Below are 25,679 nucleotides of genomic sequence, written 5' to 3' on the forward strand. Positions count from 1 at the left end.
GCTTGCGGAGCCGTAAATCATTGCGGCCCCGGTGTCCCGGTTTCCCCCGAGCGGGTCTGCCGAACCCGCTCAGACCCAGGCGGCCGGGAGGACGGACGCGGCGACGTTCGCGTAGGACTTGCGGTGTATCTCGCACGGCCCGAGGCGCCGCAGGGCCGCTTCGTGCATCGGCGTGCTGTATCCCTTGTGGACGGCGAAGCCGTACTCGGGGTGGTCGCGGTCGAGTTCGGTCATGATCCGGTCCCGCGTGACCTTGGCGACCACGCCGGCCGCCGCGACGCACGCCGCCGTGCGGTCGCCTTTGACCACGCCGAGACTGCCGGGCAGGCCCGGCACCGGGAAACCGTCGGTGAGGACGTACCCGGGCCGCTCGGGCAGGCGCGCCACTGCGACGCGCATGCCCTCCAGGTTGCACACGGCGATCCCGCGCGCGTCGATCTCGTCGGGAGCGTAGGCGATCACGCTGATCGCGGCCTGCGAGCGCCGCAGCCGCTCGAAGACGCGTTCGCGCGCGGCCTCGGTGAGCAGCTTCGAATCGTTCAGCTCGTCGAACCTCGCGCTCGGCGGCAGCCGCACGGCCGCGACGACCAGCGGTCCCGCGCAGGCGCCGCGCCCGGCCTCGTCCACCCCCGCCACCGGCCCGAGGCCGCGGCGGTGGAGCGCGGCCTCCAGCGCGTACAGGTCGCCGTCGCGCCTGAGTCGGGAAGGGTCGGGACGGAGCATCGGATCAGGACGGCGCGGGGATGTCGTCGTAGGTCTTGGGGATCTCGAACCAGGTGAAGTCGCTGACCGGCCAGAACAGCACGAAGGCCTTGCCGATGACCGCGTCGACCGGGATCGTCGAGGACTCGACGTCGCCGCCCGTGCGGACGTACCGCTCGCGCGAGTCGCCCGAGGCCGAGCGGTGGTCGCCCATGACCCACAGGCGGCCCTCGGGCACGACCAAGTCGAACGGGTCCTGCGAAGAGGGGTCCTGCTCGCCCGTCATCGGATTGGTGTACAGATAGGACTCTTCTTCGAGCGGTTCGCCGTTGACCGTGATGTTGCCTTCGTCGTCGGCGACGATGTGGTCGCCGCCCACGGCGATCACCCGCTTGATGAACTCGTCCTCCTCAATGACCGAGCGCCACGACTCGGGCGCGGTGAAGACGATGATCTCACCGCGCTCGGGTTCGGAGAAGTCGTAGACGAGCTTGTTGACGAGCACCCGGTCGTTGATCAGGAGGGTGTTCTCCATCGAACCGGAAGGGATGTAGTAGGTCTGGACGACCCAGGTCCGCACCACGATCGCCACGAGAATGGCGACGCCGAGCAGGATCGGCAGTTCTTTCCAGAACGATCCCTTCTTCTTCGGCTGCTGTTCTTCGGAGGTCTCCTCGGTGCTCTCACCGTCAGCACCGGGTGCTTGCCCTTCATCGATCACGGTCCGAGTCTACGCGCTCGCGCTCTGGCCTCGGGTGCCAGCGCCCTCGGCGACGCTTGCGAGCCGTGCGGGTGCATTGTCGTGCCGGGCAAGGAAGGCGGCTGCTGCCAGGCGGTATTCCAGGCGGCCGGAACGCCGTCGCCGACCAGGCCGGAGGCGGACTGCTCGCCTTCGGCGTCGGTGGCGCCGGTGGTCCCGTCGAGCGCGTCGAAGGCATCGGGGATCTCGAGTTCGCGGGCGCGGTCGGTCGGCCAGACGAGGGCGATCGCGCGCCCGATGATGTTCTCCACGGGCACCGTGCCCGAGCACCGGGAGTCTGAGGAGTCGCCGCGGTGGTCGCCCATGACCCACACCTCGCCTTCGGGCACCGTGAGCTCCTCGAAGCGCCGCGCGCCGCACACGCCGGGCTCGATCTCGAGCGGCGAGTTCTCGTAGACGTACGCCTCCTCGTGGAGGGACACGCCGTTGACGACCACGTTGCCGTCGGCGTCGCAGCAGGAGACGGTGTCGCCGCCGACCGCGATCACGCGTTTGATGAAGTCCTTCTCGTCGGGCTTGGCGAGGCCGATGAGGTCGAGCACGCCCGTGGTGAAGGCCGAGAACACGCCGTCGTCGCCCGTGGCGGGCCGGTACTCGGGGTCCCAGGAGTCGGTGCCGCGGAAGACCACGACCTCGCCGCGCTGCGGCGTGCGCAGCGTGTTGGTGAGTTTGAGGACGAGGACCTTGTCGCCCTCCTGGAGGGTCTGCTCCATCGATCCGGAGGGGATGTAGAAGGGCTGCACCGCGAACGTGCGCAGCAGCACGGCGGCCGAGAAGGCGATCACGAGCAGCAGCGGCAGCTCGACCCACAGCGACAGGTACTGGCGCTTGTGCGGCTGCGAGAGTCGGCTCTCGGTTCCTTTGCCGCCCTTGTGCTCGCCGCTCGGATCCTCCCCCGTGACGTGGTCGTGGGCGCCGGTGGCGCGCTTGACCGCCGCCGCCGCCCGCTCGCGTTCGGCGGACACCCGGTCGTGGGCGGCGGTCAGGCTCTCGGGGCGGCGGAAGGTGCGGGTCGCGTCGGGGTCGTCGCGGAGGCGGTGGGTCGCGTCGGTGCCGCCGGGAACCGGGTCACCGGGGACTGTGCCGCTGAAACCGGTGCCGCCGGCGGCGGGGCCTCGGGGCGGCGGCGCGCTGGGGCGGCGCGCGGCGGCTGGGGGCGGGGCGTCCGGGCCGCCGGGGCCGGGGAGGCGGTCCCAGACGATGCGGCGGGGGCCCTTCTCCCCGCCGGGGGTGCCAGGACTCATGTCACCGAGGGTATCCGAAAACCGGGGACGGCGAAGAACCCCGGGCAGGTGCCCGGGGTTCTTCGAAAGCTCTTGCGCGGTTTAGAGTTCGCGCTTCTCCTTGATCTTGGCGGCCTTGCCCTTGCGGTCGCGCAGGTAGTACAGCTTCGCGCGGCGGACCTTGCCTCGCATGGCGATCTCGATGGAGTCGACCATGGGGCCGTGCACCGGGAAGGTGCGCTCGACGCCGATGCCGTAGCTCAGCTTGCGGACCGTGAAGGTCTCGCCGATGCCCGCGCCGTGGCGGCGGATGACGACGCCCTGGAACACCTGGACACGCGACCGGGAGCCTTCCTGGACTCGGACGTTCACCTTGACGGTGTCGCCGGGACGGAAGTCCGGCACGTCGGCGCGCATGGAGGCGGCGTTCAGCTCATCCAGAATGTTCATTGGTTTCGGTCCTCTGTTTGGTAATGCTCAGAAGTTCTTCCGAGAGAGGTACCGCTTGAACGAACGGCACGTCACGGGAACTCATCTACTTTGCCACACCCTGCTCGGGCAGGCGGAACCCGACCCCTTCGAGGAGGAGCCGGTCACGTTTGTCGAGGCTACCCGGGTCGAGACGCTCGAGCAAATCCGGGCGGGCCCGCGCGGTGCGCAGGAGTGCCTGCTCACGCCGCCACCGGTCGACCCTGCCGTGGTCCCCCGAGAGGAGGACGGGCGGGATCTCATGGCCGCGCCATTCGGCCGGGCGCGTGTAGGCGGGGGCCTCCAGGATGCCGGCATTGTGCGATTCGTCGTCGAGCGACGCGGCGTTGCCGAGGACGCCGGGCACGAGCCGCGTGACGGCCTCGATGATCGCGAGCACCGCGACCTCGCCGCCGAAGAGCACGTAGTCGCCGATGGAGACCTCGGTGACCTGCATCCGTTCGGCGGCGTAGTCGACGACGCGCTGGTCGATGCCTTCGTAACGGCCGCAAGCGAACATGAGCCACGGCTCGGCGGCCAGCCGGTGCGCCATGGCCTGCGTGAAGGGCCGCCCGGCGGGGCTGGTCACCAGCAGGTGCGGTTTGGACTCACCCGGGATGAGCTCGTCGAAGCACTCGCCCCACGGCTGGGGCTTCATGACCATCCCGGCCCCGCCCCCGGCGGGGGCGCCGTCCACCGAGTGGTGCACGTCGTGGGTCCAGCGGCGCAGGTCGTGGACGTCGAGGTCGAGCAATCCGCGTTCACGGGCGCGGCCGATGAGCGAGAGGTCGAGCGGCGCGAGGTATTCGGGGAAGACGGTGACGACGTCGATCTTCATCAGAGGTCCAGCAGGCCCGGCGGCAGGTCCACGTTGATGACCTCGGCTTCGAGGTCGACCTCGACCACCATGTCGGCGACGAACGGGATGAGCGCCGGGGTTCGGCCCTTGCGCTTGACGACGAGCGTCTCGTAGGCGGCGCCGTGGTCGACGCGGCTCACGGTGCCGACCTCGCCGGCCTCCTTGTCGACCACGGCGAGGCCGATGAGCAGGGTGTCGTGGACCTCGTCCGCTTCGGCGACCAGCTCCTCGTCCTCGACCTCGACGCTGAGCAGGACGCCGCGCAGCAGCTCCGAGGCGTTGCGGTCGGAGTGGCCCTCGAATCCGATCATCGGGCGGCCCTGGTGCCAGCGCACCGTGACGGCCTTGAGCGGCGCGCCCTTGAGCTGGCCGCCCTTGGTCCGGTACTCGACGCCCGGCTGGAACCGGGTCTCGGGATCGTCGGTGCGGACCTCGACGACGACTTCGCCGCGCAGCCCGTGCGGGCGCACGATCCGGCCGACCACCACTTCAGACAAGATTGCAACTCCCTTTAGACGCCGGAACGGCCCCGAGAGAATCCCGGGGCCGTTCCGAAGCAGACTCAGTAGGAATCGACGACTTCGACACGAATGCCTTTGCCGCCGATCGAGCCGATGACCTGGCGCAGCGCGTTGACGGTGCGACCCCCGCGGCCGATCACGGTCCCGAGGTCCTCCGGGTTGACCCGGACCTCGAGCCGCTTGCCGCGGCGGGAATCGACCAGACGGACACGGACGTCGTCAGGATTGTCGACGATGCCTTTGACAAGGTGTTCAAGCGCCGGTCGCAGCACGATTACTCCCCTTTGGTCTCAGAGGCCTCGTCGGCAGCGGCCTCGACCTCTTCAGTCTTAGCCGATTCGTCGGCCTTGGCGGCGGACTTCTTCGACTTCGGCGCGGCCTTGGCGGCCTCCTCCGAGACGTACGCCTTCGAGGGGTCGATGCCCGACTCCTTGAGGGCGGCCACGTAGAGGCTCTCCTTCTCCGGCTTGGGCTCGGCGGTCTTCAGCGGGGCCGGCGCGGGCAGGCCCTTGAACTGCTGCCAGTCGCCGGTCTTGCGGAGGATGGCCTTGACGGTGTCGGACGGCTGGGCGCCCACCGAGAGCCAGTGCTGGATGCGGTCGGACTTGACCTCGATCCGGGACGGGTTCTCCTTCGGGTGGTAGATCCCGACGTTCTCGATCACCTTGCCGTCGCGCTTGACGCGCGAGTCGGCGATGACGATACGGTACTGGGGAGTACGGATCTTCCCCATTCGCGTGAGGCGAATCTTAACTGCCACGTTTTGTTACTCCTGTAGTAAGGATCACGTTAGCGCGCACGACGTCCAGGGGAATTACTCCGGATTTCGCTCGCGCTGAAACTTGGCCTTGCGTCACGGTAGTTGAGAGGGCTTCCGTCCCAAAGCTCATGTACAGCGACCGAGTCTAGCGCATCGGGTGATCAGTACGACCGGGCCAGGTACGCGATGAGACCGGACTCATCCAGGGAGTCCGGCACGGAGCCGTCCTCGCGCTGGAGCACGCGCACCGTGACCGAGGACTGGGCGGCCTTCGTCTCGCCTTCGACGCCGCAGGCGTCCCACGGAACGCGGGCGTAACCGGTCTGGGCGGCCTCGACGGCCTCCTCGACGGTGGACACGTCGCTCGTGTGCGCCTCGCGGAACGCGAGCGCCTCGTCCCAGAGCTGCTGCTGGGCCTCTTCGAGCGCGGCGGCGACGGCCTCGGCGAGCATCCCGATCGGCACCGTGCGCTTCGTGCCCTCGACGCGGCTCGCGATGGTGGCCTCGCCGTTCTTGAGGTCGCGGGGGCCGAGCTCGATGCGCACGGGGTAGCCCTTGAGCTCGGCGTCCACGGCGCGGCGGCCGAAGGCCACGTCGCCGCGGTCGTCGAGCTTGACGCGGAGCCCGGCGTCCTTGAGCTCGTCGTAGACCTTCTTCGCGGCGGCCCGGACCTCGTCGGTGTCCTTGACCACCATGACGCTGACCTGGACGGGCGCGAGGTTCGGCGGCACGCGGAGGCCCGCGTCGTCGCCGTGGCCCATGATGAGGCCGCCGACCATGCGGGTCGAGACGCCCCACGAGGTGGTCCAGCCGTGGTGCTGCTGGCCGTCGCGGCCTTGGAACTGGATGTCGAAGGCCTTCGCGAAGTTCTGGCCCAGCTCGTGCGAAGTGCCCATCTGGAGGGCCTTGCCGTCGCGCATGAGGGACTCGACCGCGAAGGTGTTGAGGGCCCCGGCGAAGCGCTCGGCCTCGGTCTTGATGCCACGCAGCACGGGCAGGGCCAGGACGTTCTCGATGAAGTCGGCGTAGACCTCGTGGAGGATGCGCAGCGTGAACGCGTGGGCGTCCTCATAGGTCTCGTGGACGGTGTGCCCCTCCTGCCACAGGAACTCCGAGGAGCGCAGGAACAGGCGGGTGCGCATCTCGTAGCGCATCACGTTGCACCACTGGTTGAGCAGCAGCGGCAGGTCGCGGTACGAGTTGATCCACTTCGCCATGTACTCGCCGATGACGGTCTCGGAAGTGGGGCGGATGGCGAGCTTCTCTTCGAGCTCCTTGCCGCCGCCGTGCGTGACCATCCACAGCTCGGGGGCGAAGCCCTCGACGTGGTCGGCCTCGCGGGTGAAGTACGACTCGGGGATCAGCAGGGGGAACGACGCGTTCTCCGTGCCGGTCTCCTTGATGCGCTCGTCGAGCTCGGCCGTCATGCGCTCCCACAGGGCGAAACCGGTCGGTCGGATCACCTGCGAGCCCTTCGCCGGGCCGTTCTCGGCCAGCTGGGCCTTGGCGATGACGTCCTGGTACCAGCGAGGGAAGTCCTCGCCCTGCGGTGTGAGTACATTGGCCATAATCAGCGATTCTAGGTGCCGTCCCCGGTCGGGCCGCAATCGGATGAGGGGCTCTGCGGGCCGCGTCTCCTCGGTCGTATGGCGGAGGAGCGAATCGTGCGTCTCGGTCCTTCGGCGGTGCTACAGGACGGCACCTGTCGCATAAGCTGTCGACGTGACAACACCCATGCTGGCAGGTGACCGCGGCCTGACGGCCGCCGAGGTGGCCGAACGCGTCGAGGCCGGAGCCGTCAACGAGGCGAAGCGCCACACCAGTCGACCGCTCTCGGCGATCCTCCGCGCGAACTTCTTCACGCCGCTCAACGCCGTCATCGGCGTGCTCGCCGTGATCGCGATCGGCTTCACGGCGATGGAGGAAGGCCTGTTCGAGGGCCTGAAGCAGGGCCTCTTCGCCGGCGTCATCATCGCCAACATCGCGATCGGCACCATCCAGGAGCTGCGCGCCAAACGCACCCTCGACAAGCTCTCGCTGATGAACCGGTCGAACGCGAAGGTCCTGCGCGACGGCGAGGTCCAGGAGATCGCGCCCAACCGGATCGTCCGCGACGACCTGGTCTACATCGAACCGGGCGACCGGATCGTCGTCGACGGCCCCGTCGTCGAATCCCGCAACCTCGAGATCGACGAATCGCTGCTCACCGGCGAGGCCGACCCCGTCGCGAAGACCCCCGGTGACGAGGTCCGCTCCGGCTCGTTCGCCGTCGCCGGCACCGGCCTGTACCGGGCCGAGCAGATCGGCGCGGACTCCTACGCCGCCAAGCTCGTCGAGGAGGCCAGCAAGTTCACGCTGGCCCGCTCGGAGCTGCGCGACGGCATCAACCGCTTCATCAAGCTCATCAACTGGCTCATCGTGCCGATCGCGCTGCTGCTCATCGTCAGCCAGCTCGCCGACGCCGCCAACTGGCGCGAGATCATCGTGCGCACGGTCGCCGGGATCGTGCCGATGATCCCCGAGGGCCTCGTGCTCCTCACCTCCGTCGCGTTCGCCGTCGGCGTCATCCGCCTCGGCGCCCGCCGCTGCCTCGTCCAGGAGCTCCCCGCCATCGAAGGCCTCGCCCGCACGGACGTGCTGTGCCTCGACAAGACCGGGACGCTCACCGAAGGCGGCATGGACGTCGACGAGGTCCGCCCAATCGACGGCACCGACGGCGACGGCGTCAACGCGGCGCTCGCCGCCCTCGCCGCAGCCGACGACAGCCCCAACCCGACCATGCAGGCCGTCGCCGAGTACCTGAGCGAGAACCAGGTCGCCGACCCGAGCTGGCGCGTCATCGACGTCATGCCGTTCTCCTCGGCCCGCAAATGGAGCGGCACCCGCTTCACCGACAACGGCACCTGGCTCCTCGGCGCCCCCGACATCCTCCTCGAGCAGGGCGACCCCGTCGCCCTCGAAGCGGACATGCTCGCCGCCCAGGGCCTGCGCGTGCTCGCCCTCGTCACCGCCGAGAGCGCCTCCACCACGGGCGGCGTCTCCGGCGTCAAGGCCCAGGCCCTCGTGGTCCTGCGCCAGCGCCTGCGCTCCACCGCCGCGGCGACCCTCGCCTACTTCAAGGAGCAGGGCGTCACCGTCAAGATCATCTCCGGGGACTCCCCCGCCGCGGTCGGCGCGGTCGCGGCGCAGCTCGGCGTGGACGGCGCGGCCGACACGGTCGACGCGCGGCGGCTCCCCGAAGACCCCGAGGAGCTCGCGGACCTGCTCGAGCGGGCCACGATCTTCGGGCGCGTGAAGCCGCACCAGAAGCAGGCGTTCGTGAAGGCGCTCCAGTCCCGCGGCCACACGGTCGCGATGACCGGCGACGGCGTGAACGACGTGCTCGCGCTCAAGGACGCCGACCTCGGCATCGCGATGGGCTCGGGTTCGGCGGCGGCGCGCTCGGTCGCGCAGGTGGTGCTGCTCGACGACGAGTTCGCGACCCTCCCGCACGTCGTGAACGAGGGCCGCCGGGTGCTCGGCAACATCGGCCGCGTCTCGAACCTGTTCCTGACCAAGACCGTGTACGCGATCTCGCTGGCCCTGTTCATCGCGGTCGGCGCGATCTCGGCGTGGGCGGCGGGCAACGACCCGCTGCCGTACCCGTTCCTGCCGATCCACCAGTCGCTCATCAACCTGTTCACGATCGGGCTCCCGGCGTTCTTCCTGGCGCTCGCGCCGACGTTCGAGAAGGCGAAGCCGAACTTCGTGAAGCGGGTGCTGAAGTTCGCGATCCCGGCCGGGATCTGCTGCGCGGTGCCCACGTTCGTCGTGTACCTGATGTCGCTGGCGCACGACGGCACCGATTCGCAGCTGCCGCAGACCACGGCCGCGATCACGCTGTTCTGCCTCGCGCTGGCGGCGTTGGCGCTCGTGGCGAGGCCGTACGTGTGGTGGAAGGCGCTGCTGGTGGGCGGCTGCGCGGCGGCGTTCGTGACGGTGATCGCGGTCCCGCCGCTCGCGAAGTTCTACGAACTTCAGCTGCCGGGCGCGTGGAACACCACCGTGGCGGCGATCGGGGTGGGCTGCGGCGTGGCGGCGCTGCTGTTCTGGCTGGTGGTGCGGCCGAAGCACCTCAAGGACTGAGCTCTTGGACCACGCAAGGCTGGCGTGCGCCGGGCACGTGTTGCGCTTGATGAGTACGAGTCTCTCAGAGAGACCGCCTACCTCCTGCGAAGCCCTGTGAACGCTCGCAGGCCGCTCGCCTCCATTGACCGGCTCGAACGCGGCCAAGGAATCGAGCGGGACCTGATCGAGCGAAGCTCAGCTGGGATGAAGCCGCTCGGGCCGCTACATCGGATGTAGCGGGGGCCGTGGCGTTCCTGTAGCGCCTTCTGGATGAGAGCAACTGAGCGAATCATCCAGGAGGCGGACATGTCGCAGCGCGACCTCGCGATCCGAGCCGAAGGGCTCGTCAAGCACTTCAAGGACGTCAAGGCCGTCGACGGCGTGGACCTCGAGGTCCCGGCCGGCACGGTGTACGGCGTGCTCGGCCCGAACGGGGCGGGCAAGACCACCACGGTCCGGATGCTGGCCACCCTGCTGCGTCCGGACGCCGGCAACGCGACCGTGTTCGGCCGCGACCTCATCTCGGACGCCGCCTCAGTGCGGTCCCAGGTGAGCCTGACCGGGCAGTACGCGTCGCTCGACGAGGACCTCACGGGTTTCGAGAACCTGGTGCTCCTCTCGCGGCTGTACGGCTACGGGAAGCCGGCGGCGCGCGGGCGCGCCGCGGACCTGCTGGAGGCGTTCGGGCTGACCGCCGCGAGCGGCAAGCAGGTGAAGGCCTACTCGGGCGGCATGCGGCGGCGGCTCGACATCGCCGCGTCGATCATCGTGACGCCGAAGCTCCTGTTCCTCGACGAGCCCACGACCGGCCTGGACCCGCGCAGCCGCAACCAGGTGTGGGACGTGGTCCGCACGATCGTCGGCGAGGGCACCACCGTGCTGCTCACCACCCAGTACCTGGAAGAGGCCGACCAACTGGCGAGCCGCATCGCGGTCATCGACACCGGCAAGGTCATCGCGGAGGGCACGCCGGGCCAGCTCAAGTCCTCGGTGGGCGCGGGCTCGATCCGGGTGCGGCTGCACCACGCCGACCAGCGCGGACACGCGCAGCAGATCCTCGTCGAGGCGCTGGCCGGAGAGGTCGCGCTCGACGACGACCCGGTGGCGCTCACCGCGCGACTGGCCCCGGGCCATGACACCGCCGTGCAGGGCTCGCACGCCCTCGGCGAGCTGGCCCGCGCGGGGATCCTCGTGGACGACTTCTCGCTCGGCCAGCCGAGCCTGGACGAGGTCTTCCTCTCGCTCACCGGCAAAGTCGACGCCTAGCACCTACGGACTCTTGGAAAGGAAACGCAATGACCGTCACGCAGACCACTACGAAGTCCGATGCCGACGCCCCGGCGCCGGTTGAGAAGGAGCACCTGCGCCGCCTGCTGGCCACCGGGGAGCGACCGGCGCCGCCGAGCGCGTTCACCTCGGCGCGGGCGTTCGCCTGGCGTTCGATGCTGAAGATCAAGCACGTGCCGGAGCAGGCGTTCGACATCCTGCTCTTCCCGATCATGATGCTGCTGATGTTCACCTACCTGTTCGGCGGCGCGATCGCGGGCGGCACCGGTGACTACTTGCAGTTCCTGCTGCCGGGCATCATGGTGATGAGCATCGTGATGACCACGATGTACACGGGCATGAGCGTGAACATCGACATCAACAAGGGCGTCTCGGACCGCTTCCGGACGCTGCCGATCTGGCGGGCCGCACCGATGGTCGGGTACCTGTTGGCGGACGTGTTCCGTTACGCCGCAGCGGGAGCGGTCATGTTCGGCACGGGCCTGGTGATGGGCTACCGGCCCGAGGGCGGCGCGACGGGCGTGCTGCTGGGCGTGGGCCTGCTGCTGGTCTTCTGCTTCTCGTTCTCGTGGCTGTGGACCTGGCTGGGCCTGATCACGCGGTCGGAGAAGACCGTCATGTCGATCTCGATGTCGATCATGTTCCCGCTGACGTTCCTGTCGAACATCATGGTGGACCCGTCGACGATGCCCGGCTGGCTGCAGCCGGTCGTGAAGAACACGCCGATCAGCCAGCTGGTCGACGGCGTGCGGGGCCTGTTCGACGGGAACGTGTCGACCGCTTCGGTGGCCACGACGCTGATCTGGTCGGCCGGTTTCATCGCGGTGTTCGGGTTCCTGACGATCAGGGCCTACAACCGCAAGTAAGGCTTCATTCCGCAACACCCGGCGGGGCCGGGCGGGTCAGATGGCCCGCCCGGCCCCGGTCGTTTCTCGGGGAAGTCAAAGATCCCAATGGGGCGCTTCGCTATCGGGGCGGTAGACGCAGGCCGAGCCGGTGGCGACCGCGCCGTCCAGATGCTCGGCCAGCGCGGGGTGGACGGCCTCGATCTTCTTGAGGGTGTTGCGGATGCGGTTGGTGACGCTCTTGCGGGCGCGTTCGGCGTTGTCGCCGAGGCGGCGTGAGCGCCCGCCGAGGCCGGTGGCGGCCTTGAGCTGCTCGATGAGGGCCTGGCGTTCGGCGTCGAGGCGGGCGGCGCGGGCGTCGTCTCCGAGCGCGGCTGCGGTGTCGATCTGCTCGTCGAGCGCTTCGAGGTGGTCGCGGTAGCGGGCGCGGGCCTCGGCGTCGAGGAGGTCGTCGCCGCCGAGCCGGGCGTCGGCGGTGACCGCTTCGCCGCCTTCAGGGTCCAGGAGGTCGACGGCGGCGACGTCGACGCCCGGCTGCCGCAGGAGCCGGTGCAGGTCGGCGAGGCCCTTCGTGTGCGGGAGATGGACGCTGCGCCCCTCGTAGTGGAGCGTCCAGGTGGCGCCCTCGCGGCGGAAGAGCGCGCCGGTCGACTCGGATTCGGTTGCGGGCGTTGCCGTCACGAGTTCGGCCTCGGCTTTGCGGGCGGCCTCGGCCCAGGGGTGGGCGCCGAGTCGCTCGGACTGCTCGACCGCGTTCGCGAAGTGGACGCGGGCGGCGGCGGTGTCGCCGGCCGCGGCCGCGAGGAGGCCGAGCCAGTGGCTGACGGGGCCGTGGACGCTGGTGCCCCACAGCGCGACCAGCCACTCGCCCTCGACCGTTCCAAGGCGTTCACGAAGGCGCGCAACGGTCTCCGTGTCCGCTTCGGCGATGGCGAGTTCGGCTTCGAACCGGATCCACAGGTACTCCCAGGGGCTGCGCGGCGCGGGCCCCTCCCCGAGCCGCGCGCGGACGGCGCGCGCGCCGGCGAGATCGCCTCGGCGCAGCGCGCTGATGCCCGAGAGCAGGTCCGGATGCCAGGCCCCGAAGGCTTCGCCCCAGCCTTTGGAGACCGTGGTCGGCAACGCCCCGCGGGCGATGCTCAGCTCCCACTGCAGGTGTTCGAGCATGTGCAGGTACATCGGGTCGTCTCCGGCCACGGCGGTGGCTTCGGCGAGGCGCGCTTCGGCGTCTTCGAAACGGCCCTGGAGCATGTCGATCACGGCGCGGTCGACCCCCATGCCGCTGCGCCAGCGCTCGGAGTCGCTGGCCTCGGCGAGGGCGCAGAAGCGCTCCAGCTGCGCCAGGAAGGCCGGGTCGCCGCGTTCGAGGAGCACGACCCAGCCGAGCGAGGCCGCGTACAGGCGCATCTCCATGTCGCCGGTGCGGGCGCTGATCTCGGCCAGTTCCTCCACGATGGCCTGGCGTTCGGCCGCGGTGCCGGGTCCCCAGTTGACGGCGTGGGCGGCCCAGAGCCCGAACGAGAGGTCGTCGTCGGAGTCGGCGGCGCGAGCGGCGAGCATGTAGGCGTAGAGCAGCCGCCTGGTGAGGTCGTCGTGCGGGAGCTCCGGGTCGGGGGCCTCTCCGGCGAGCTGCGTGTAGGCGAGGGTCTTGAGGCGCACGAGCTCGTCGACGCGGGTGTCCTGCGGGACCTCGACGGCCGCCCGGGTGAGCAGCATCGGGTCGCCGGAGTCCTCGGCTTCGAGGAGGGCCTTGTCGTAGAGGACGCGGCCCTCCTCGCCCAGGCGCTGGTCCGCGCGGCTCAGCCAGGTCACGGCCCCGGCGAGGTCGAGGCGCAGTTTCACCCGCTCGCGGACCATCGCGGGGGTGCACCGTTCGAGGGCCCGCCGAAAGTACTTCTCGGCCCCGGCGACGCTGAGGCAGCCCTGCGAATCGCGGGCGGCCCGGGTGAGGAAGTCGACGGCGATCTCCGGATCGAGGTCGTCCCCGGCGAGCCACGCGTGGTGCGCGATCTCGGTGGAGAGCATGAGCTTCTGCAGCGACTCGTCGGCGACGAGGGCGCGCACGACGCAACCGTGGTGGTGGGCGGCCTCTTCGCTCGACATCGTGTTGTAGAGCGTCTCGCGCACGAGGTCGTGGACGAAGACGTACCGGTCGGCTTCGCGGCGCACGAGCCGGGTCTGGCAGGCCGCGTCGAGCGCGGTCTCGATCCGGTGCAGTTCGAGCCCTGAGGCCTGGGCCATGACGCCCGCGTGGAATTCGCGTCCGCCGACCGAGGCGAGGGTGAGCATCCGGGCGATCGGCTCGGGGAGCTGGTCGATGCGCCGTTGCAGGGCGTCGCGCATCCCGGCGGTGGTGGCGTCCACGCGCTGGCCGGAGGCCCAGAGTTGCGCGGTCTGCTCGACGAAGAACGGGTTGCCTCCGGTGCGGCGGGTGATCTCGGCCACTGTGGCGGGGTCGGGCGCGTCGCCGACGGTGGTGCGGCAGAGTTCGGTGACGCCGCGCTCGTCGAGCCCTTCGAGGCTGATCATGACGGCTTTGGCGACGAGCGGGAGCATTCGGGCGCGCAGGCGGTGCCCGGGGTCGATCTCGGAGTCGCGGTAGGTGCCGACGAACAGGATCCGTTCGAACCAGGTGTGCTGCGAGGCGAACTTGAGCAGTTCGAGGCTGCCGGGATCGGCGAAGTGGAGGTCGTCCAGGACGACGAGCACCGGGGTGCGCTGCGAGGCGGCGATGAGCAGCTGGGTGAGGGCGTCGTAGAGCTCGAACTGGGCGGGTGTGGCGCCGTCGCCCCGGCCGAGCAGCGCGTCGACTGCGGGTGCGGGGTGGAGGGCCTGCCAGGTCTCGTCGCCGAGCTGGGCGCGCAGCGAGCGGAGGACCTGGACCCAGAGCCAGTGGTCGGGGACGGCCTCGGATTCCCAGGAGGTCGCGAAGGCGACCGTGAGCTCGCCGCGGAAGCGGGCGGCGATGTCGGTGACGAGCGTGGATTTGCCGATGCCCGCTTCGCCGGTGACGAGCACGAGCCCGCCGTGGCTGGACACGGTGCGTTCGACTGCCGAGCGGAGGGCCGCCGCCGGATGGTCGCGGCCGATCAGGAAGGTCACCCGACAAGTGTGGCCGAAGGGTGCGACAGGCGCCATGGGGTTCTGGTCCCAGGACCTCCGGCGGGTTTCCGCGGTGGATTGTCGACTATCAGACGAACTACCTCATGTCTTGGCACCGCTCCAGGTCAGCACCATCTTCCGTTTACACCTGCGACAAAGGTGCGGATTGGTTTCCGGGAAACCACTCGTTGCATACGCACAGTCCTTAAAGTGCTACGGAAAGTAGACATCTCGGTGTCGAAGGGCGGTCGAGTCGCCCCTACCGGCGGTTCGCACAGACCGCGCCTGAGCCGGGAACGCCGACGATCAACGGGGGCACATCCTCATGGCACTGTCCATGTTCAAAGCAGAACGCACCGACCAGACCGGAACCGAGCCGACCACCAAGACCTGGCGGACCGTCGTGATCGGGGCCGCCGTCCCGCTCGTGATGCTCGCGGGCGCACCGGCCGTGAGCGCGGCCGAGATCGAAACCGTCGAGACCGCGCAGTCGGAGCAGCTGCCGCCGCTGCCGGTAGACCCGCCCGCGGGGCTGCCGGACCCGGCGGCGCTGCTCGACCTCCAGGGGTGCCTCACGGAGCTTCAGGGGCTCATCGCGCAGCTGCCGCCGCCCGCCGTGCCCGACGTGCCGGCCGAGGCGGAGCAGCTGCCGCCGCTGCCCGACCCGGGCACCGGGGTCCCCGACGTGCCCGACGTCAGCGCGCTGACCGAGGTCTGCAGGCAGGTCGTCGAGGTCGTCAAGGGCCTGCTGCCGCCGGTCGAGCCGCCTCCCGGGGTCGAGCCGCCTCCTGTGGTCGAGCCGCCGGTCGACGACCCGGGCCTGCCCGTGCCGGTTCCGGGACTGCCGTAGACGAGCACCGTCTACTCGAGGACGAGCGAAGGGCCCGCGACATCCGGTCGCGGGCCCTTCGCCGTGTCCGCTGCGGTAACTTCAGCCGCCGCGCGGCGTCGGCGATCGCCTCGTCCGTCGCGGTCAGTGACAGGCGCACGTGCCGGTTCCCCTTGGCGCCGTAAAACTCCCCCGCCGCGGCGAGGATGCCCCGTTCGGCGAGCCACTGCACGGTGTCCCAGCAGTCCTCGCCACGCGTGGCCCACAGGTACAGGCCCGCGCTCGAGTGGTCGATGCGGAACCCTGCGGCCTCGACGGCGCCGCGGAGCACGCCGCGACGGTTCTCGTAGCGGGCGCGCTGCTCGATCGCGTGCGACTCGTCGTGCAGCGCCGCGATGGTGGCCTGCTGGACGGCCCACGGGACCATGAAGCCCGAGTGGCGGCGGATCTCCAACAGGTCGGCGATCAGCGCGGGATCGCCGGCGAGGAACGCCGAGCGGTATCCGGCCAGGTTCGAGCGCTTCGAAAGCGAATGCGCCGCCAGGAGACCCGTGAGGTCCCCGTCGTTCACGCGCGGATCGAGGATCGAGACGGGCGGGCGCTCCTCGTCCCAGCCGAGCGTCAGGTAGCACTCGTCGCTGGCGAGCACCACGCCGCCGTCCCGGGCCCAGCGGACCAGGTCGCGCAGATGCTCGACGGAGGCGACCTCGCCGGTCGGGTTGGTCGGGTAGTTGATCCACGCCAGGCGCAGTCGCGAGCCGGCCGCGTCGCGCGGATCGGCCACCGGCACCGCGTCGGCCTTGGCGAGGATCGCGCCGATCTCGTACGTGGGGTAGGCGATCTCCGGATAGGCCACGGCTTCGCCGGGCCCGATGCCGAGCTGGAGCGGCAGGTTCGCGACCAGCTCCTTGGAACCCACGGTCGGCAGGACCGCGACGTCCTCGGCCACGCCGGTGTGCCGGTGCAGCCACGACCGCATCGCCCCGCCGAGCGCCGCCGGGCCGGCCACCGTCGGGTAACCGGGCCGGGCGGACGCGTCGATGAGCGCCTGCCGGATCGACTCCGGCACCTCGTCCACGGGGGCGCCGACCGTGAGGTCGACCATCCCGCCGGGATGGGCCGCCGCGCGCTCCTGGTACGGGCCCATGCGGTCCCACGGGAAGCGCGGCAGCCGCCTGGCCGGAGAGGCGCTGTGAAGGCGGCGCAGCGCCATCGCGGCTACTCCTCTTTCGCGGGCAGTTCGGCCACGAACGGGACGTCGCTGTCGATCTTGCCGACCTTGGAGGCGCCGCCGGGGCTGCCGATCTCGTCGAAGAAGTCGACTTCGGCCTTGGTGTACGGGGCCCACTCCTCGGGGACGTCGTCCTCGTAGAAGATCGCCTCGACCGGGCACACCGGCTCGCATGCACCGCAGTCGACGCACTCGTCGGGGTGGATGTAGAGCTTGCGGTTGCCTTCGTAGATGCAGTCGACAGGGCATTCTTCAATGCAGGCCTTGTCGAGGAGATCCACGCACGGCTCGGCGATTACGTAAGTCACGAGTCGTCCTTCCTACAGCGCGCAGTCGGGCGGACTGCGCTGAGATGAGCCTAAAGCCTATCGCTTACGGCTGCGAAGGCTCCTCCCCTCGGCTCGGATGGTGGGAGCCGCCCTCGCGCGGGTTTCGCGTACAAGCATGCCGACTACGCTCGCCAGGGCAATCGCGGACGGATCATGGGTGACGTTCCGCCGCCGCGGCGGTTGCAGCGCGGAGACGGGGCGGGCCGAAGCGCTCCTAGCGCAGCGGCGACCCGTCGATGAAACGGGAAGCCCGGCTGGGGTCGGTTCCCTTCGGGGGGCAGACGAGGCCGAATATGGACCCGATGGTGGTCAGGAGGGTGCACCAGATGCTGGGACCGGAACATGTCGGCCGTCGCGTGGCGGTTCGGATCAGATTGGACGAGCCTGAACCGGGTCGCCGGTTCACGGACATCACGGGCGAGCTTGTCGAGATCGGCCCTGAACTCTGGCGCGTACTGCCCGCTTCGGGGGCGGTCGTCACCATCGAGGCCGCGGCGGTCGTCGCGGCCCGGCCCATCCCTCCCAAGCCGACCCCGTTCTCGGAGATCCTCGAACTCGAGCGGCTGCTCGCCGCCACCTGGCCCGCGTTGGAGTCCGCCGAACTGGGGGGATGGGTTCTACGCTACGCCGAAGGGTTCTCGCGCCGCGCGAACTCCGTGCTGGCGCTGACGGCGCCCCCGGGCGGCCTGGAGTCGGCACTCGAAGCGGTCGAGGCCTGGTACGGGGAGCGGGGCGCGCGGCCGCTCGTGTCGCTGGCCGGAGGCGTGGCGAAGCGGCTGGACGAGGAGCTGGCCGCACGCGGCTGGGAGGCCGAGGCCGGCACCGCGGTCATGGTGAAACCGCTCGACAGCGCCGTCTACGACCGTGCCGCGTACGAAGGCGAAGCGGTCGTCGCGGACGCACCGGGCGAGGCGCTGCTCGAACAGATCGGGCAGGGCAGGCCCGCGATCGCGGCGGCGGTCTTCGGTTCGGGCACCGGCCGGGGGTACGCCGAGATCTGGCGCGGAGACGAACTCGCCGCCCGGGGACGGGGTGCGATCGCCGGAGACCTCGTGGCGATCACGTCCATCGGGACGCTCCCGGCGTACCGGCGCCAGGGACTCGGCACCGAGATCCTGCACGCGCTGGAGGCGTGGGGGTACGAGAACGGAGCGCGGCGGGCCGCGCTCCAGGTCGAGACCGACAACAGGGCCGCGATCGCGATGTACGAGCGGCTCGGCTACGCCGAGCGGTACCGGTACCGGTACCGCGGGCCGGTGAAGGCCTAGGCGGCCTTCGGGTTCGCCTTGCGTTCGAAGGCGATCCGGGTGGCCTTGAGCTCGCGGCCGTACATGTCGACGCCCAGCGCCATCACGATGAGGTAGCCGACCCAGCCGGAGACCGCCAGCAGCGCGAAGTAGATGAGGGTCTGCGAGAACACGCCGTCGAGCGACGGATACGCGACCCCGGCGATGAGCGGGTTCACCAGCACCGTGAACAGCGTGGCGACCACGAAGATCGGCAGGAGCTCGCCGGTGATCTCCTGGCGGCGGCGGCGCACGCCCCACCAGATGCCCGCGGCGATCGCGACGGCGGCCATCGCGCCGAACGTGAAGACGCCGACGAGGTCGCCGACGGCGGTGCCCTCGCCCCATTTGGTGGACGCGAAGCGGCCGGCCAGGTTGGCGACGATCAGGCCCAGGGCGAAGCCGTAGATCGAGGGCCAGTGCGGCATCAGGAGGCGGCTGAGGAGGGTCACGGTCGGGACTCCTTCGTAGCGGTAGGGGTGGCCTGCGCCGCGGCCCGGAGGCCGTCGACGGATCGGCGTTTGGCGTTCGGCGTGGGTCGAAAATACCGCCACAGCGCGACGGCGATCCCGGCGGTCCCCGCCAGGAGCAGCATGTAGCCGTTGAAACCGCTGGTGATCACCAACGAGCCCGCATCGGTGGGCATCGACCCGGCGAGGACCACGGCGAACCAGGCGATCGAGGTGAGCAGGACGGACCAGCGCCCGCCGGTCCAGTACACGGCCAGCGCCGCGAGGCGCCAGTTCGCGACGAACGCGATCGCCCCGGCGACCGGGATCGCGATACCGGCGATGTAGTACGGCACGAGGAAGGATTCGACGACGGCCGCGAGCACGGCCGCGGCGGTGACGACCACCGCGCCGCCGACGCGGATCGCCGCTTCCAGACCCTTCGCACGCACGCAGGCGATCCTACGGGAGGAGGCGGAAGCGTCGGCGACTCGCCCGGGTACCGCTGGAAGTCCTTGCAGATCAACCGATCCGGGACAATCAACCCATGACCATGACACGAGGGACAACTGCTACGAAACGCCGACGCTTCCGACAGCTGTTTCCCGAACGGTCCGACTACCTCCACCTCAGCCGCCACTGGCACACCGACCTCCTCGCGGGCCTCACGGTCGCGGTCGTCGCGCTGCCGCTCGCGCTCGGCTTCGGGATCGCCTCGGGCCTCGGCGCGTTCGCCGGGCTCATCACCTCGATCATCGCCGGGGTCCTCGCCGCGCTGCTCGGCGGCTCGAACCTGCAGGTCACCGGCCCCACCGGCACCATGGCCGTGGTCCTCGTGCCGCTCGCCGCCACCCACAGCCACGCGGGCGTGATGCTCGTGGGCGTCATGGCCGGGCTCATGCTGGTCGTCCTCGCGATCACGGGCGCGGGCCGCTACGCGCGCTACGTGCCGGTCCCGGTCGTCGAGGGCTTCACCGCCGGGGTCGCGATCGTCATCGCGGTCCAGCAGTTGCCCCCTTCCCTCGGGCTTCCGGCGCAGAACGCCCATATCCTCAGCGGCGCATGGGAATCGCTGCGTACCTTCGCGGCCGAGCCGAACTGGGCCCCGCTCGCGGTCGCGTTCGGGGTGGCCGCCGCGATCCTCCTCGGCTCGCGTCTGCACTCCCAGATCCCGACGCCGCTGCTCGCGGTCGTCGCCGCCACCGTCGTCACCTGGTGGGCGAACGCGGAGGCGGCGGTCATCGGCTCGCTGCCGCGCACCATCCCGGCCCCCGAGGCGGCCTTCCTCGACTTCGCGGAGATGCCCGAGCTCGTGGCCGCGGCCGTCGCGATCTGCGCCCTGTGCGCGCTCGAGTCGCTGCTGTCGGCCACCGTGGCGGACAACATGACCGTCGACCAGCACCACAACCCGGACCGGGAGCTGTTCGGGCAGGGCATGGCGAACCTCGTGACGCCGTTCTTCGGCGGCATGCCGTCCTCGGGGGCGCTGGCCCGGACCGCGGTGAACGTGCGGTCGGGGGCGGCCGGGCGGCTCGCGTCGCTGACGCACGCGATCGTGTTGGCGCTCATGATGCTCGCGCTCGCTCCAATGGTGGCGCACGTGCCGCTCGCGGCGCTCGCGGGCGTCCTGATCGCGACCTCGATCCGGATGATCGAGGTCGGTTCGATGCTGGCGCTGGCGCGGTCGACGCGTGCGGACGCGGCGGTCATGTGGCTGACGCTCGCGGCGACGGTGTTGTTCAACCTGGTGTGGGCCGTGGCCGTGGGCATCGCGCTCGCCGGTTTGCTGGCGCTGGGGCGGATCTCGCGGTCCGTCTCGGTCGAGGAGGAGCCGATCGATCCGGCCGACCACCACGACGAGGAGGCGGCGCTGCTCCATGAGCACATCGTGGCGTACCGGCTCGAGGGCCCGCTGTTCTTCGCCGCCGCGCACCGGTTCCTGCTGCAGCTGTTGGACGTCGCCGACGTGCGGGTGGTGGTGCTGCGGATGAGCCGCGTGTCCACGATAGACGCTTCGGGGGCGAGAGTGCTCGCCGACGCGATCAAGCGACTGGAGCACCGCGGCATAGCGGTCTACCTCTCCGGCCTCGCACCGGTGCACGCCAAACCGCTTGCGGCCCTGGGCATTCTCGAACCGATCTGGCAGCAGGGACGGCTGTTCGAGCACACCAGCGAGGCCATCGCGGCCGCCCGCCGGCGCCTCAAGGCCGACGGGCTCCTAGAGCAGCTCGAAGCGGAGGCTGCCGCTGAAGTCGAAGCGGAGCGCCCATAGCCGCTCGGGCAGGCCCATGTGCGTCGTGGTCTCGACGTCCTCGATGCGCACGGTGCCCGGGTCGACGCCGTGGAGGACGAGGGTGCCGCGTTCGCCGGTCCAGGTGGCGCGGTCGCCCTCGGTCTCGGGCCGGATGCGGCTGATGAAGGACTCGACGAGTTCGGGCCCGGCGTCGAAGAGTTCGATGCCGTCCTCGGTCCAGGTGAACTTGCGCAGCAGCGCGCCGTCGCCGTACGCGTCGATATAGGCGTCGACGCCGTCGTCGGTGTAGACGAGCTCGGCGCGGGAGTCCTCCCCGGCCTGCTGCGAGGCGCCTTCGACGGTGGGGACGGAGTGCCAGGTCGACGACGGGTGGACCTGCTCGTACCGCTCCTCGCCGAAGTAGGCGGCGGTGTACTCGCCGGCGCCGGGATCGCACAGGAGCTGCTCGCCGTCGGCGGCGATGATGAACGAGCCGAGGTCGAGGTGGTTGTGCGGCTCTTCGTTGTAGCCGCCCTTGACCGCGAGGGACCACATGCGGCGGCCGATGAGCCGGCGTTCGACGTACCAGCCGACGTCCGCGAGGAGGGTGCGGCCGGGTGCGATCTCGCCGCGGAGTTCGCGTCCCCAGTCGAGGGTGCGGGTGAGGTGGGCCCAGCGGGCGCAGTAGTCGTCGGCGAAGGTCGGCGCGTGCTCGATCGCGGGCAGCGGGACGCCGAGCCGGTCGGAGAGGCGGGAGAGGAGGCCGGGGGGCAGCGACGGGTTGTAGTCGGCGTCGCCGAAGGTCGCGAAGGAACGCGGGTAGAGCTGGACGTTGGCGGGGAACGCGGCGATGGCCTCGGTCCCGGCGAGGAGGTCCTCCCCGGTCGCGTCGCGCCAGGCCTCCGCGAAGTACGTGAAGTAGCCGAACCCGTAGACCCAGTAGTCGATGCCTTCGACGCAGCCGCCGTCGGGCCCGAAGGAGAACAGGTAGGCCTGGAGGGCGGGCAGGACGCGGCCGCGGATGACGTCGGTGTCGTAGCCGAGGGCGAGGGCGGCCATCCCGGCGGCCCCGGCGCACACGGCGGTCCAGTTGGAGAAGCGCTCTTCCCACCAGAACGGCTGCTCGGAGTCGAAGAACGGGTCGAGGACGCGGCGGCGGATCTCGACTTCGACGCGTTCGCGGTCCTTCACGTCCTCGCGCAGGCGCAGGATCTCGGCGAGGGCCTGCGCGGTCTCGCACGCGAAGAGGTCGACACAGGTGCCCGGGTCGCCGTCGTCCCAGTGGGCGGGGAGGGCCCAGGAGCGCTCGTCGCAGATGTCGGCGACGAGGGTGGAGAGGACGGCGCCGTCGCCGACGAGCGCGAGCGCGGCGAGGTGCCTTCGCCGTGCGAAGTACTGGTTCTCGTACGGCAGGCGGCGGCCGGTCTCGGCGTAGTCGTCGGCGAGGCCGGCGTCGAAGTCGGGCACGGGAAGCGAGGCGATCTCGCGCAGCTCTTCGAGGAGTGCGGAACGAAGGTCATTCATCGACCGTCGCCTTTCCAGGTGGGGCGGATTGAAGGCGGGGGTTCCTGCCCGGCTCAACGGTAACGCGGGCGCGCATTCCGTCATAGACTCCCTCGTATGCGCATCGGGGAGCTGTCGGAGCGGACGGGCGTTCCGGCCGCCACCATCAAGTACTACCTGCGGGAGCACCTGCTCCAAGCGGGCGAGCACGGTGAGGGCAACACCGTCGAGTACGGTCCGGCCCACGTGCACCGGCTGACGCTCATCCGCGCCCTCTCGGAGACGGCCGGGCTCTCGGTCGCGCAGATCGGCGAAGTGCTCACGGTGCTCGGACGCCATCCGGAGTCGGCGTTCCAGGCGCTCGGCGCGACCCTGGCGGCGACCCACCGGGACCCGAAGTTCTCGCTCGCGAGCGAGGACACGATCGAAGCGGCCGAACGCACCGTGGACCGGCTCCTGAACGAGTACGGCTGGGCCGAGGTCGCCCCGCCGAATTACCGGGACGCACTGGTCACGGCGCTCACCGCGTTCTACCGCTTGGGGAACCCGGACCCGCAGGAGGTGCTGGGCCACTACGCGGACGCGGCGGCGGCGCTGGCCTCGGCGGACATGGAGGCGATCGCGGAGGCGACCCGGATCGAGGGTGTGAACGTCGAGCAGGCCGTCGTGGCGACGGTGCTCGGCGAGACGATGTTCGCGGCGCTGCGCCGCATCGCGCACGTCGCGGCCTCGGCCAGGACCCAGGCCGGGCAGGGGCCGTAGCGTTCGGCCCCTGGCAGCCTGGACACGGTCCCCAGGCGAGTCCGTCGGGCACAATTGGTCCGTGAACCCGCCCGAGGCCGAACGGCCGAACCTGCGCATCGACCGCGACCCCGACCGTCCGAACCTCCTGCACCTCGTCGCCGACGAGGTCGTCCAGGCCACCGTCGACCTCGACGACCCGTCCTATCTGGATGCGGAGTACATGCAGCGCATCGCGTACCTCGTCGACGCGATGGCCGCGCCGAAGCGGCCGCTGCGGGTCCTGCACCTGGGCGCGGGCGGGCTCGCGATGGCGCGGTACGTCGCCGCGACCCGGCCCGGCTCGTACCAGCAGGCCGTCGAGACGAACCAGGACCTCGTGGCGCTCGTTCGGGCCGAGGCCCCGCTGCCGCGCGGCGTGAAGGTGAAGATCCGGCACACGGACGCGCGCGAGGCCGTCGAATCCGCGCCCGACGCGAGCTACGAGCTCATCGTCACCGACGTGTACGCGGGCGCCCGCGTCCCGGCGCACGTGACGAGCACCGAGTTCCTGGACCAGACGCGGCGGGTGCTGCGCGCGGGCGGGCACTACGCGGTGAACCTCTGCGACGGCGGCCGGATGCAGTTCCTGAAGCCCGCACTCGCGGCGATGGGCGCGGTGTGGCCGCACACGGCGGTCATGGCCGAGCCCGCGGTGCTGCGCGGACGCCGGTTCGGCAACGTGGTCGCGGTGGCGGCCGATGTCGAGCTGCTGGTGGCGGACCTGCGCCGCCGCTGCGCGGGCGCGGCCTTCCCGTGCCGGGTGCTGGAGGGCGCCGAGCTGAAGGAGTACATCGGCGGCGCTCCTCCGGCCACGGACGCGACCGCGATCCAGTCCCCGCCGCCCCCGCGATCCCTGCGGAGTTTCTGACCGCGGTCACGGTCGCCGCCGCCCCCGCTCCTGCCCCCCCGCCGGGCCCCTCGAGACCGGCGCCGGTCGCGAATCTGAGCGATGCTCGCCCGCCGCCGCCCGGCCATCCGCGGGTCGGCCGTTCGGGCAATAAACTCGCTGGATAGCACCCCTGTCTCCCTGCTCGTCCTCACTGTCCGTTACTGGACTGTGGAGCGACTCACAGCAGACTTGGCGATCCGGGTCACCATGCGTTAGCGTCGGCGCCTGTTCCGGTCGGGTCCTCAGGGCTCCCCCAGAGACCCACCCGTCCGGACCGCCGAGCCGCGCTCGCATGACGCCCGTTCCTCCCGGTTCCGGGCGAAACACCGATGCGCGGGCCGGGGACCCAGCCGTGCCGCGTCCCCCAATTCGAACGCCGTGGCACACGGGGTGAATCCCGCTGCAGCGCAGCCGCAGCGGGTAGGGCGCTCTTCCCTGCCCGAACCCGACAGCTAACCCGGTAGGCGGCCGAGGAAGAAAGGCCACCTCGTGGCTCACGCCTGCTCTGACACCGCACGACGTTCGCGAACCAGCGCCGTCATCCGCCGCGTCGCCGCCTACACGGGGGTCACACTCGCCACCGTCGGGCTCGTGACCGCCTTCGCCGGCAGCCACGCCGACGCGGCCGACATCGACTACACCGCCGCCTCCGCGGCCGAGATCGAAGACCACCTCACCGATCTCGAAACCCAGCGCGATACCGCCGCCGCCGATCTCGCGGGCCTCCGGACCCGACTCGACGCGGCCCAAGCCGTCATCGACGACGCCGCCGCGGCCTACGGCACCTCGCACGCGCAGCTCACCGTCGTCACCGCCGCGGTCGAATCCGCCGAAGACGACCTCGACGCCAAAGTCGCCACCCTGGTGGCCTACGCGCAGGAGCAGTCCGACAAGTACGAGGAAGCGCAAGCGGCCGCCGAGACCGTCGACGAGCTCACGGCCGACATCAAGGCCGCGCAGCAGGAGATCGCCGGACTCGACGCGCAGATCGACGAGGCCGAGCAGGCCCACGACGAAGCCGAGGCCGCAGAAGCCGAGGCCGCCGCCGAAGCCGAAGCCGCTGCTGCCGCCGCCGCCGAGGCCGCCGCGTCGAGCGAGTCGTCCCCCAGCGCCGACTCCGGGTCCGCCGCGACCTACAGCGCCGACGCCGCGACCGCCGCGGTGGAGTTCGCCCGCGACCAGCTCGGCGAGCCCTACGTCTACGGCTCCGCCGGCCCCGACACCTGGGACTGCTCCGGCCTCGTTCAGGGCGCCTACGCGGTCTCCGGGATCTCGCTGACGCACTACACGAACGCGATCTGGGACGAGACCAGCGCCATCGACCGGTCCGACCTGAAGCCGGGCGACCTGGTCTTCTACAGCAATCTCGGCCACATGGCGATGTACATCGGCGACGGCCGGGTCATCCACGCCCCCAAGCCGGGCGACGTCGTGAAGATCTCGGACCTCGACATGGGCATGTCCATCGACGGCTACCGCCGGGTCTGATCACCGCGAGCATGAACGAGCGTGG

General features: G+C 70.5%; 23 protein-coding genes, 2 pseudogenes and 1 riboswitch. Of the genes and pseudogenes, 10 read left to right on the plus strand and 15 right to left on the minus strand.

What is annotated here, in order from left to right; genetic code table 11:
• Nucleotides 1-69: 69 nt before the first annotated feature.
• From JHY01_RS14160 to proS, 9 genes are all read right to left on the minus strand, one after another.
• On the minus strand, nucleotides 70-723 hold the full coding sequence (locus JHY01_RS14160; protein WP_205326291.1) for a ribonuclease HII: 654 nt from the start codon (nucleotides 721-723) through the stop codon (nucleotides 70-72).
• Between the two features lie 4 nt (nucleotides 724-727).
• Nucleotides 728-1,423, minus strand: a complete 696-nt coding sequence (gene lepB, locus JHY01_RS14165; RefSeq protein WP_307814444.1) for a signal peptidase I — start codon at nucleotides 1,421-1,423, stop codon at nucleotides 728-730.
• Nucleotides 1,420-2,706 (minus strand): signal peptidase I, encoded by a 1,287-nt coding sequence (gene lepB / locus JHY01_RS14170; RefSeq protein ID WP_205326292.1) that lies wholly within the window; start codon nucleotides 2,704-2,706, stop codon nucleotides 1,420-1,422. Before lepB (JHY01_RS14170) ends, lepB (JHY01_RS14165) begins: the two co-directional genes overlap by 4 nt.
• An 81-nt stretch (nucleotides 2,707-2,787) precedes the next feature.
• Nucleotides 2,788-3,135, minus strand: a complete 348-nt coding sequence (gene rplS / locus JHY01_RS14175) for a 50S ribosomal protein L19 (protein ID WP_205326293.1) — start codon at nucleotides 3,133-3,135, stop codon at nucleotides 2,788-2,790.
• Nucleotides 3,136-3,220: 85 nt separating this feature from the next.
• Nucleotides 3,221-3,991, minus strand: coding sequence for a tRNA (guanosine(37)-N1)-methyltransferase TrmD (gene trmD, locus JHY01_RS14180; RefSeq protein ID WP_205326294.1), 771 nt, complete (start codon nucleotides 3,989-3,991; stop codon nucleotides 3,221-3,223).
• Nucleotides 3,991-4,509 carry a ribosome maturation factor RimM gene (gene rimM / locus JHY01_RS14185; RefSeq protein WP_205326295.1) on the minus strand — a complete coding sequence of 173 codons (519 nt, stop codon included), beginning with the start codon at nucleotides 4,507-4,509 and terminating at the stop codon, nucleotides 3,991-3,993. The genes trmD and rimM overlap by 1 nt, the downstream gene beginning before the upstream one ends.
• 65 nt (nucleotides 4,510-4,574) lie before the next feature.
• Nucleotides 4,575-4,808, minus strand: a complete 234-nt coding sequence (locus JHY01_RS14190) for an RNA-binding protein (RefSeq protein WP_344473217.1) — start codon at nucleotides 4,806-4,808, stop codon at nucleotides 4,575-4,577.
• Nucleotides 4,808-5,293, minus strand: a complete 486-nt coding sequence (gene rpsP / locus JHY01_RS14195) for a 30S ribosomal protein S16 (protein ID WP_205326297.1) — start codon at nucleotides 5,291-5,293, stop codon at nucleotides 4,808-4,810. Before rpsP ends, JHY01_RS14190 begins: the two co-directional genes overlap by 1 nt.
• Nucleotides 5,294-5,454: 161 nt before the next feature.
• A complete protein-coding gene (gene proS, locus JHY01_RS14200) occupies nucleotides 5,455-6,861 on the minus strand; it encodes a proline--tRNA ligase (RefSeq protein WP_205326298.1) in 1,407 nt (468 codons plus the stop codon).
• Nucleotides 6,862-7,015: 154 nt separating this feature from the next.
• On the opposite strand from proS, the gene JHY01_RS14205 reads away from it, so the two are divergent.
• The 4 genes and pseudogenes from JHY01_RS14205 to JHY01_RS14215 all read left to right on the plus strand — a co-directional run bounded on the left by JHY01_RS14205 (nucleotide 7,016) and on the right by JHY01_RS14215 (nucleotide 11,553).
• Complete coding sequence (locus JHY01_RS14205; RefSeq protein ID WP_205326299.1) at nucleotides 7,016-9,418, plus strand: HAD-IC family P-type ATPase; 2,403 nt, start codon at nucleotides 7,016-7,018, stop codon at nucleotides 9,416-9,418.
• Between the two features lie 39 nt (nucleotides 9,419-9,457).
• A pseudogene (locus tag JHY01_RS28145) lies at nucleotides 9,458-9,637 on the plus strand (hypothetical protein); the annotation flags it as partial.
• Nucleotides 9,638-9,706: 69 nt separating this feature from the next.
• Nucleotides 9,707-10,666: an ATP-binding cassette domain-containing protein gene (locus tag JHY01_RS14210; RefSeq protein ID WP_205326300.1), complete on the plus strand. Its 960-nt coding sequence runs from the start codon at nucleotides 9,707-9,709 to the stop codon at nucleotides 10,664-10,666.
• 29 nt (nucleotides 10,667-10,695) lie between these two features.
• A complete protein-coding gene (locus JHY01_RS14215; protein ID WP_205326301.1) occupies nucleotides 10,696-11,553 on the plus strand; it encodes an ABC transporter permease in 858 nt (285 codons plus the stop codon).
• 75 nt (nucleotides 11,554-11,628) lie between these two features.
• Here JHY01_RS14215 and JHY01_RS14220 read toward each other — a convergent pair whose 3' ends face one another.
• The gene (locus tag JHY01_RS14220) at nucleotides 11,629-14,634 is read right to left on the minus strand and encodes an AAA family ATPase (protein WP_205326302.1); all 3,006 of its coding nucleotides are present in this window, start codon (nucleotides 14,632-14,634) and stop codon (nucleotides 11,629-11,631) included.
• Nucleotides 14,635-14,971: 337 nt separating this feature from the next.
• Here JHY01_RS14220 and JHY01_RS14225 point away from each other — a divergent pair, with 337 nt between their 5' ends.
• A complete protein-coding gene (locus JHY01_RS14225) occupies nucleotides 14,972-15,484 on the plus strand; it encodes a hypothetical protein (RefSeq protein ID WP_205326303.1) in 513 nt (170 codons plus the stop codon).
• A gap of 82 nt (nucleotides 15,485-15,566) precedes the next feature.
• Here JHY01_RS14225 and dapC read toward each other — a convergent pair.
• Together dapC and fdxA are read right to left on the minus strand one after the other, a co-directional pair.
• A pseudogene (gene dapC, locus JHY01_RS14230) lies at nucleotides 15,567-16,676 on the minus strand (succinyldiaminopimelate transaminase); the annotation flags it as partial.
• A gap of 5 nt (nucleotides 16,677-16,681) precedes the next feature.
• A complete protein-coding gene (fdxA, locus tag JHY01_RS14235; protein WP_205326305.1) occupies nucleotides 16,682-17,002 on the minus strand; it encodes a ferredoxin in 321 nt (106 codons plus the stop codon).
• Between the two features lie 395 nt (nucleotides 17,003-17,397).
• On the opposite strand from fdxA, the gene JHY01_RS14240 reads away from it, so the two are divergent.
• A complete protein-coding gene (locus JHY01_RS14240; RefSeq protein ID WP_205326307.1) occupies nucleotides 17,398-18,291 on the plus strand; it encodes a GNAT family N-acetyltransferase in 894 nt (297 codons plus the stop codon).
• Here JHY01_RS14240 and JHY01_RS14245 read toward each other — a convergent pair.
• On the minus strand, nucleotides 18,288-18,761 hold the full coding sequence (locus JHY01_RS14245; RefSeq protein ID WP_205326308.1) for a hypothetical protein: 474 nt from the start codon (nucleotides 18,759-18,761) through the stop codon (nucleotides 18,288-18,290). The two genes, JHY01_RS14240 and JHY01_RS14245, sit on opposite strands and share 4 nt — an antisense overlap.
• The gene (locus JHY01_RS14250) at nucleotides 18,758-19,210 is read right to left on the minus strand and encodes a hypothetical protein (protein WP_205326309.1); all 453 of its coding nucleotides are present in this window, start codon (nucleotides 19,208-19,210) and stop codon (nucleotides 18,758-18,760) included. The genes JHY01_RS14245 and JHY01_RS14250 overlap by 4 nt, the downstream gene beginning before the upstream one ends.
• Nucleotides 19,211-19,305: 95 nt before the next feature.
• Here JHY01_RS14250 and JHY01_RS14255 point away from each other — a divergent pair, with 95 nt between their 5' ends.
• Entirely contained in the window at nucleotides 19,306-21,030 is a 1,725-nt protein-coding gene (locus tag JHY01_RS14255; protein ID WP_205326310.1) for a SulP family inorganic anion transporter, read from the plus strand.
• On the opposite strand, the gene JHY01_RS14260 is transcribed toward JHY01_RS14255, so the two are convergent.
• A complete protein-coding gene (locus JHY01_RS14260) occupies nucleotides 20,977-22,515 on the minus strand; it encodes a heparinase II/III family protein (RefSeq protein WP_205326311.1) in 1,539 nt (512 codons plus the stop codon). The two genes, JHY01_RS14255 and JHY01_RS14260, sit on opposite strands and share 54 nt — an antisense overlap.
• Before the next feature lie 96 nt (nucleotides 22,516-22,611).
• On the opposite strand from JHY01_RS14260, the gene JHY01_RS14265 reads away from it, so the two are divergent.
• The 3 genes from JHY01_RS14265 (at nucleotide 22,612) to JHY01_RS27770 (ending at nucleotide 25,654) form a co-directional block, all read left to right on the plus strand.
• Nucleotides 22,612-23,256, plus strand: coding sequence for a MerR family transcriptional regulator (locus JHY01_RS14265; RefSeq protein WP_205326312.1), 645 nt, complete (start codon nucleotides 22,612-22,614; stop codon nucleotides 23,254-23,256).
• Between the two features lie 61 nt (nucleotides 23,257-23,317).
• A complete protein-coding gene (locus tag JHY01_RS14270; protein ID WP_205326313.1) occupies nucleotides 23,318-24,145 on the plus strand; it encodes a spermidine synthase in 828 nt (275 codons plus the stop codon).
• Between the two features lie 335 nt (nucleotides 24,146-24,480).
• A riboswitch (cyclic di-AMP (ydaO/yuaA leader) is annotated at nucleotides 24,481-24,648 on the plus strand.
• A 7-nt stretch (nucleotides 24,649-24,655) separates the two neighbouring features.
• Entirely contained in the window at nucleotides 24,656-25,654 is a 999-nt protein-coding gene (locus JHY01_RS27770) for an NlpC/P60 family protein (RefSeq protein WP_205326314.1), read from the plus strand.
• The last annotated feature ends 25 nt before the right edge of the window (nucleotides 25,655-25,679 follow it).

The sequence above is a fragment of the Glycomyces sp. YM15 genome, assembly GCF_016918015.1.
Classification (GTDB): domain Bacteria; phylum Actinomycetota; class Actinomycetes; order Mycobacteriales; family Micromonosporaceae; genus Glycomyces.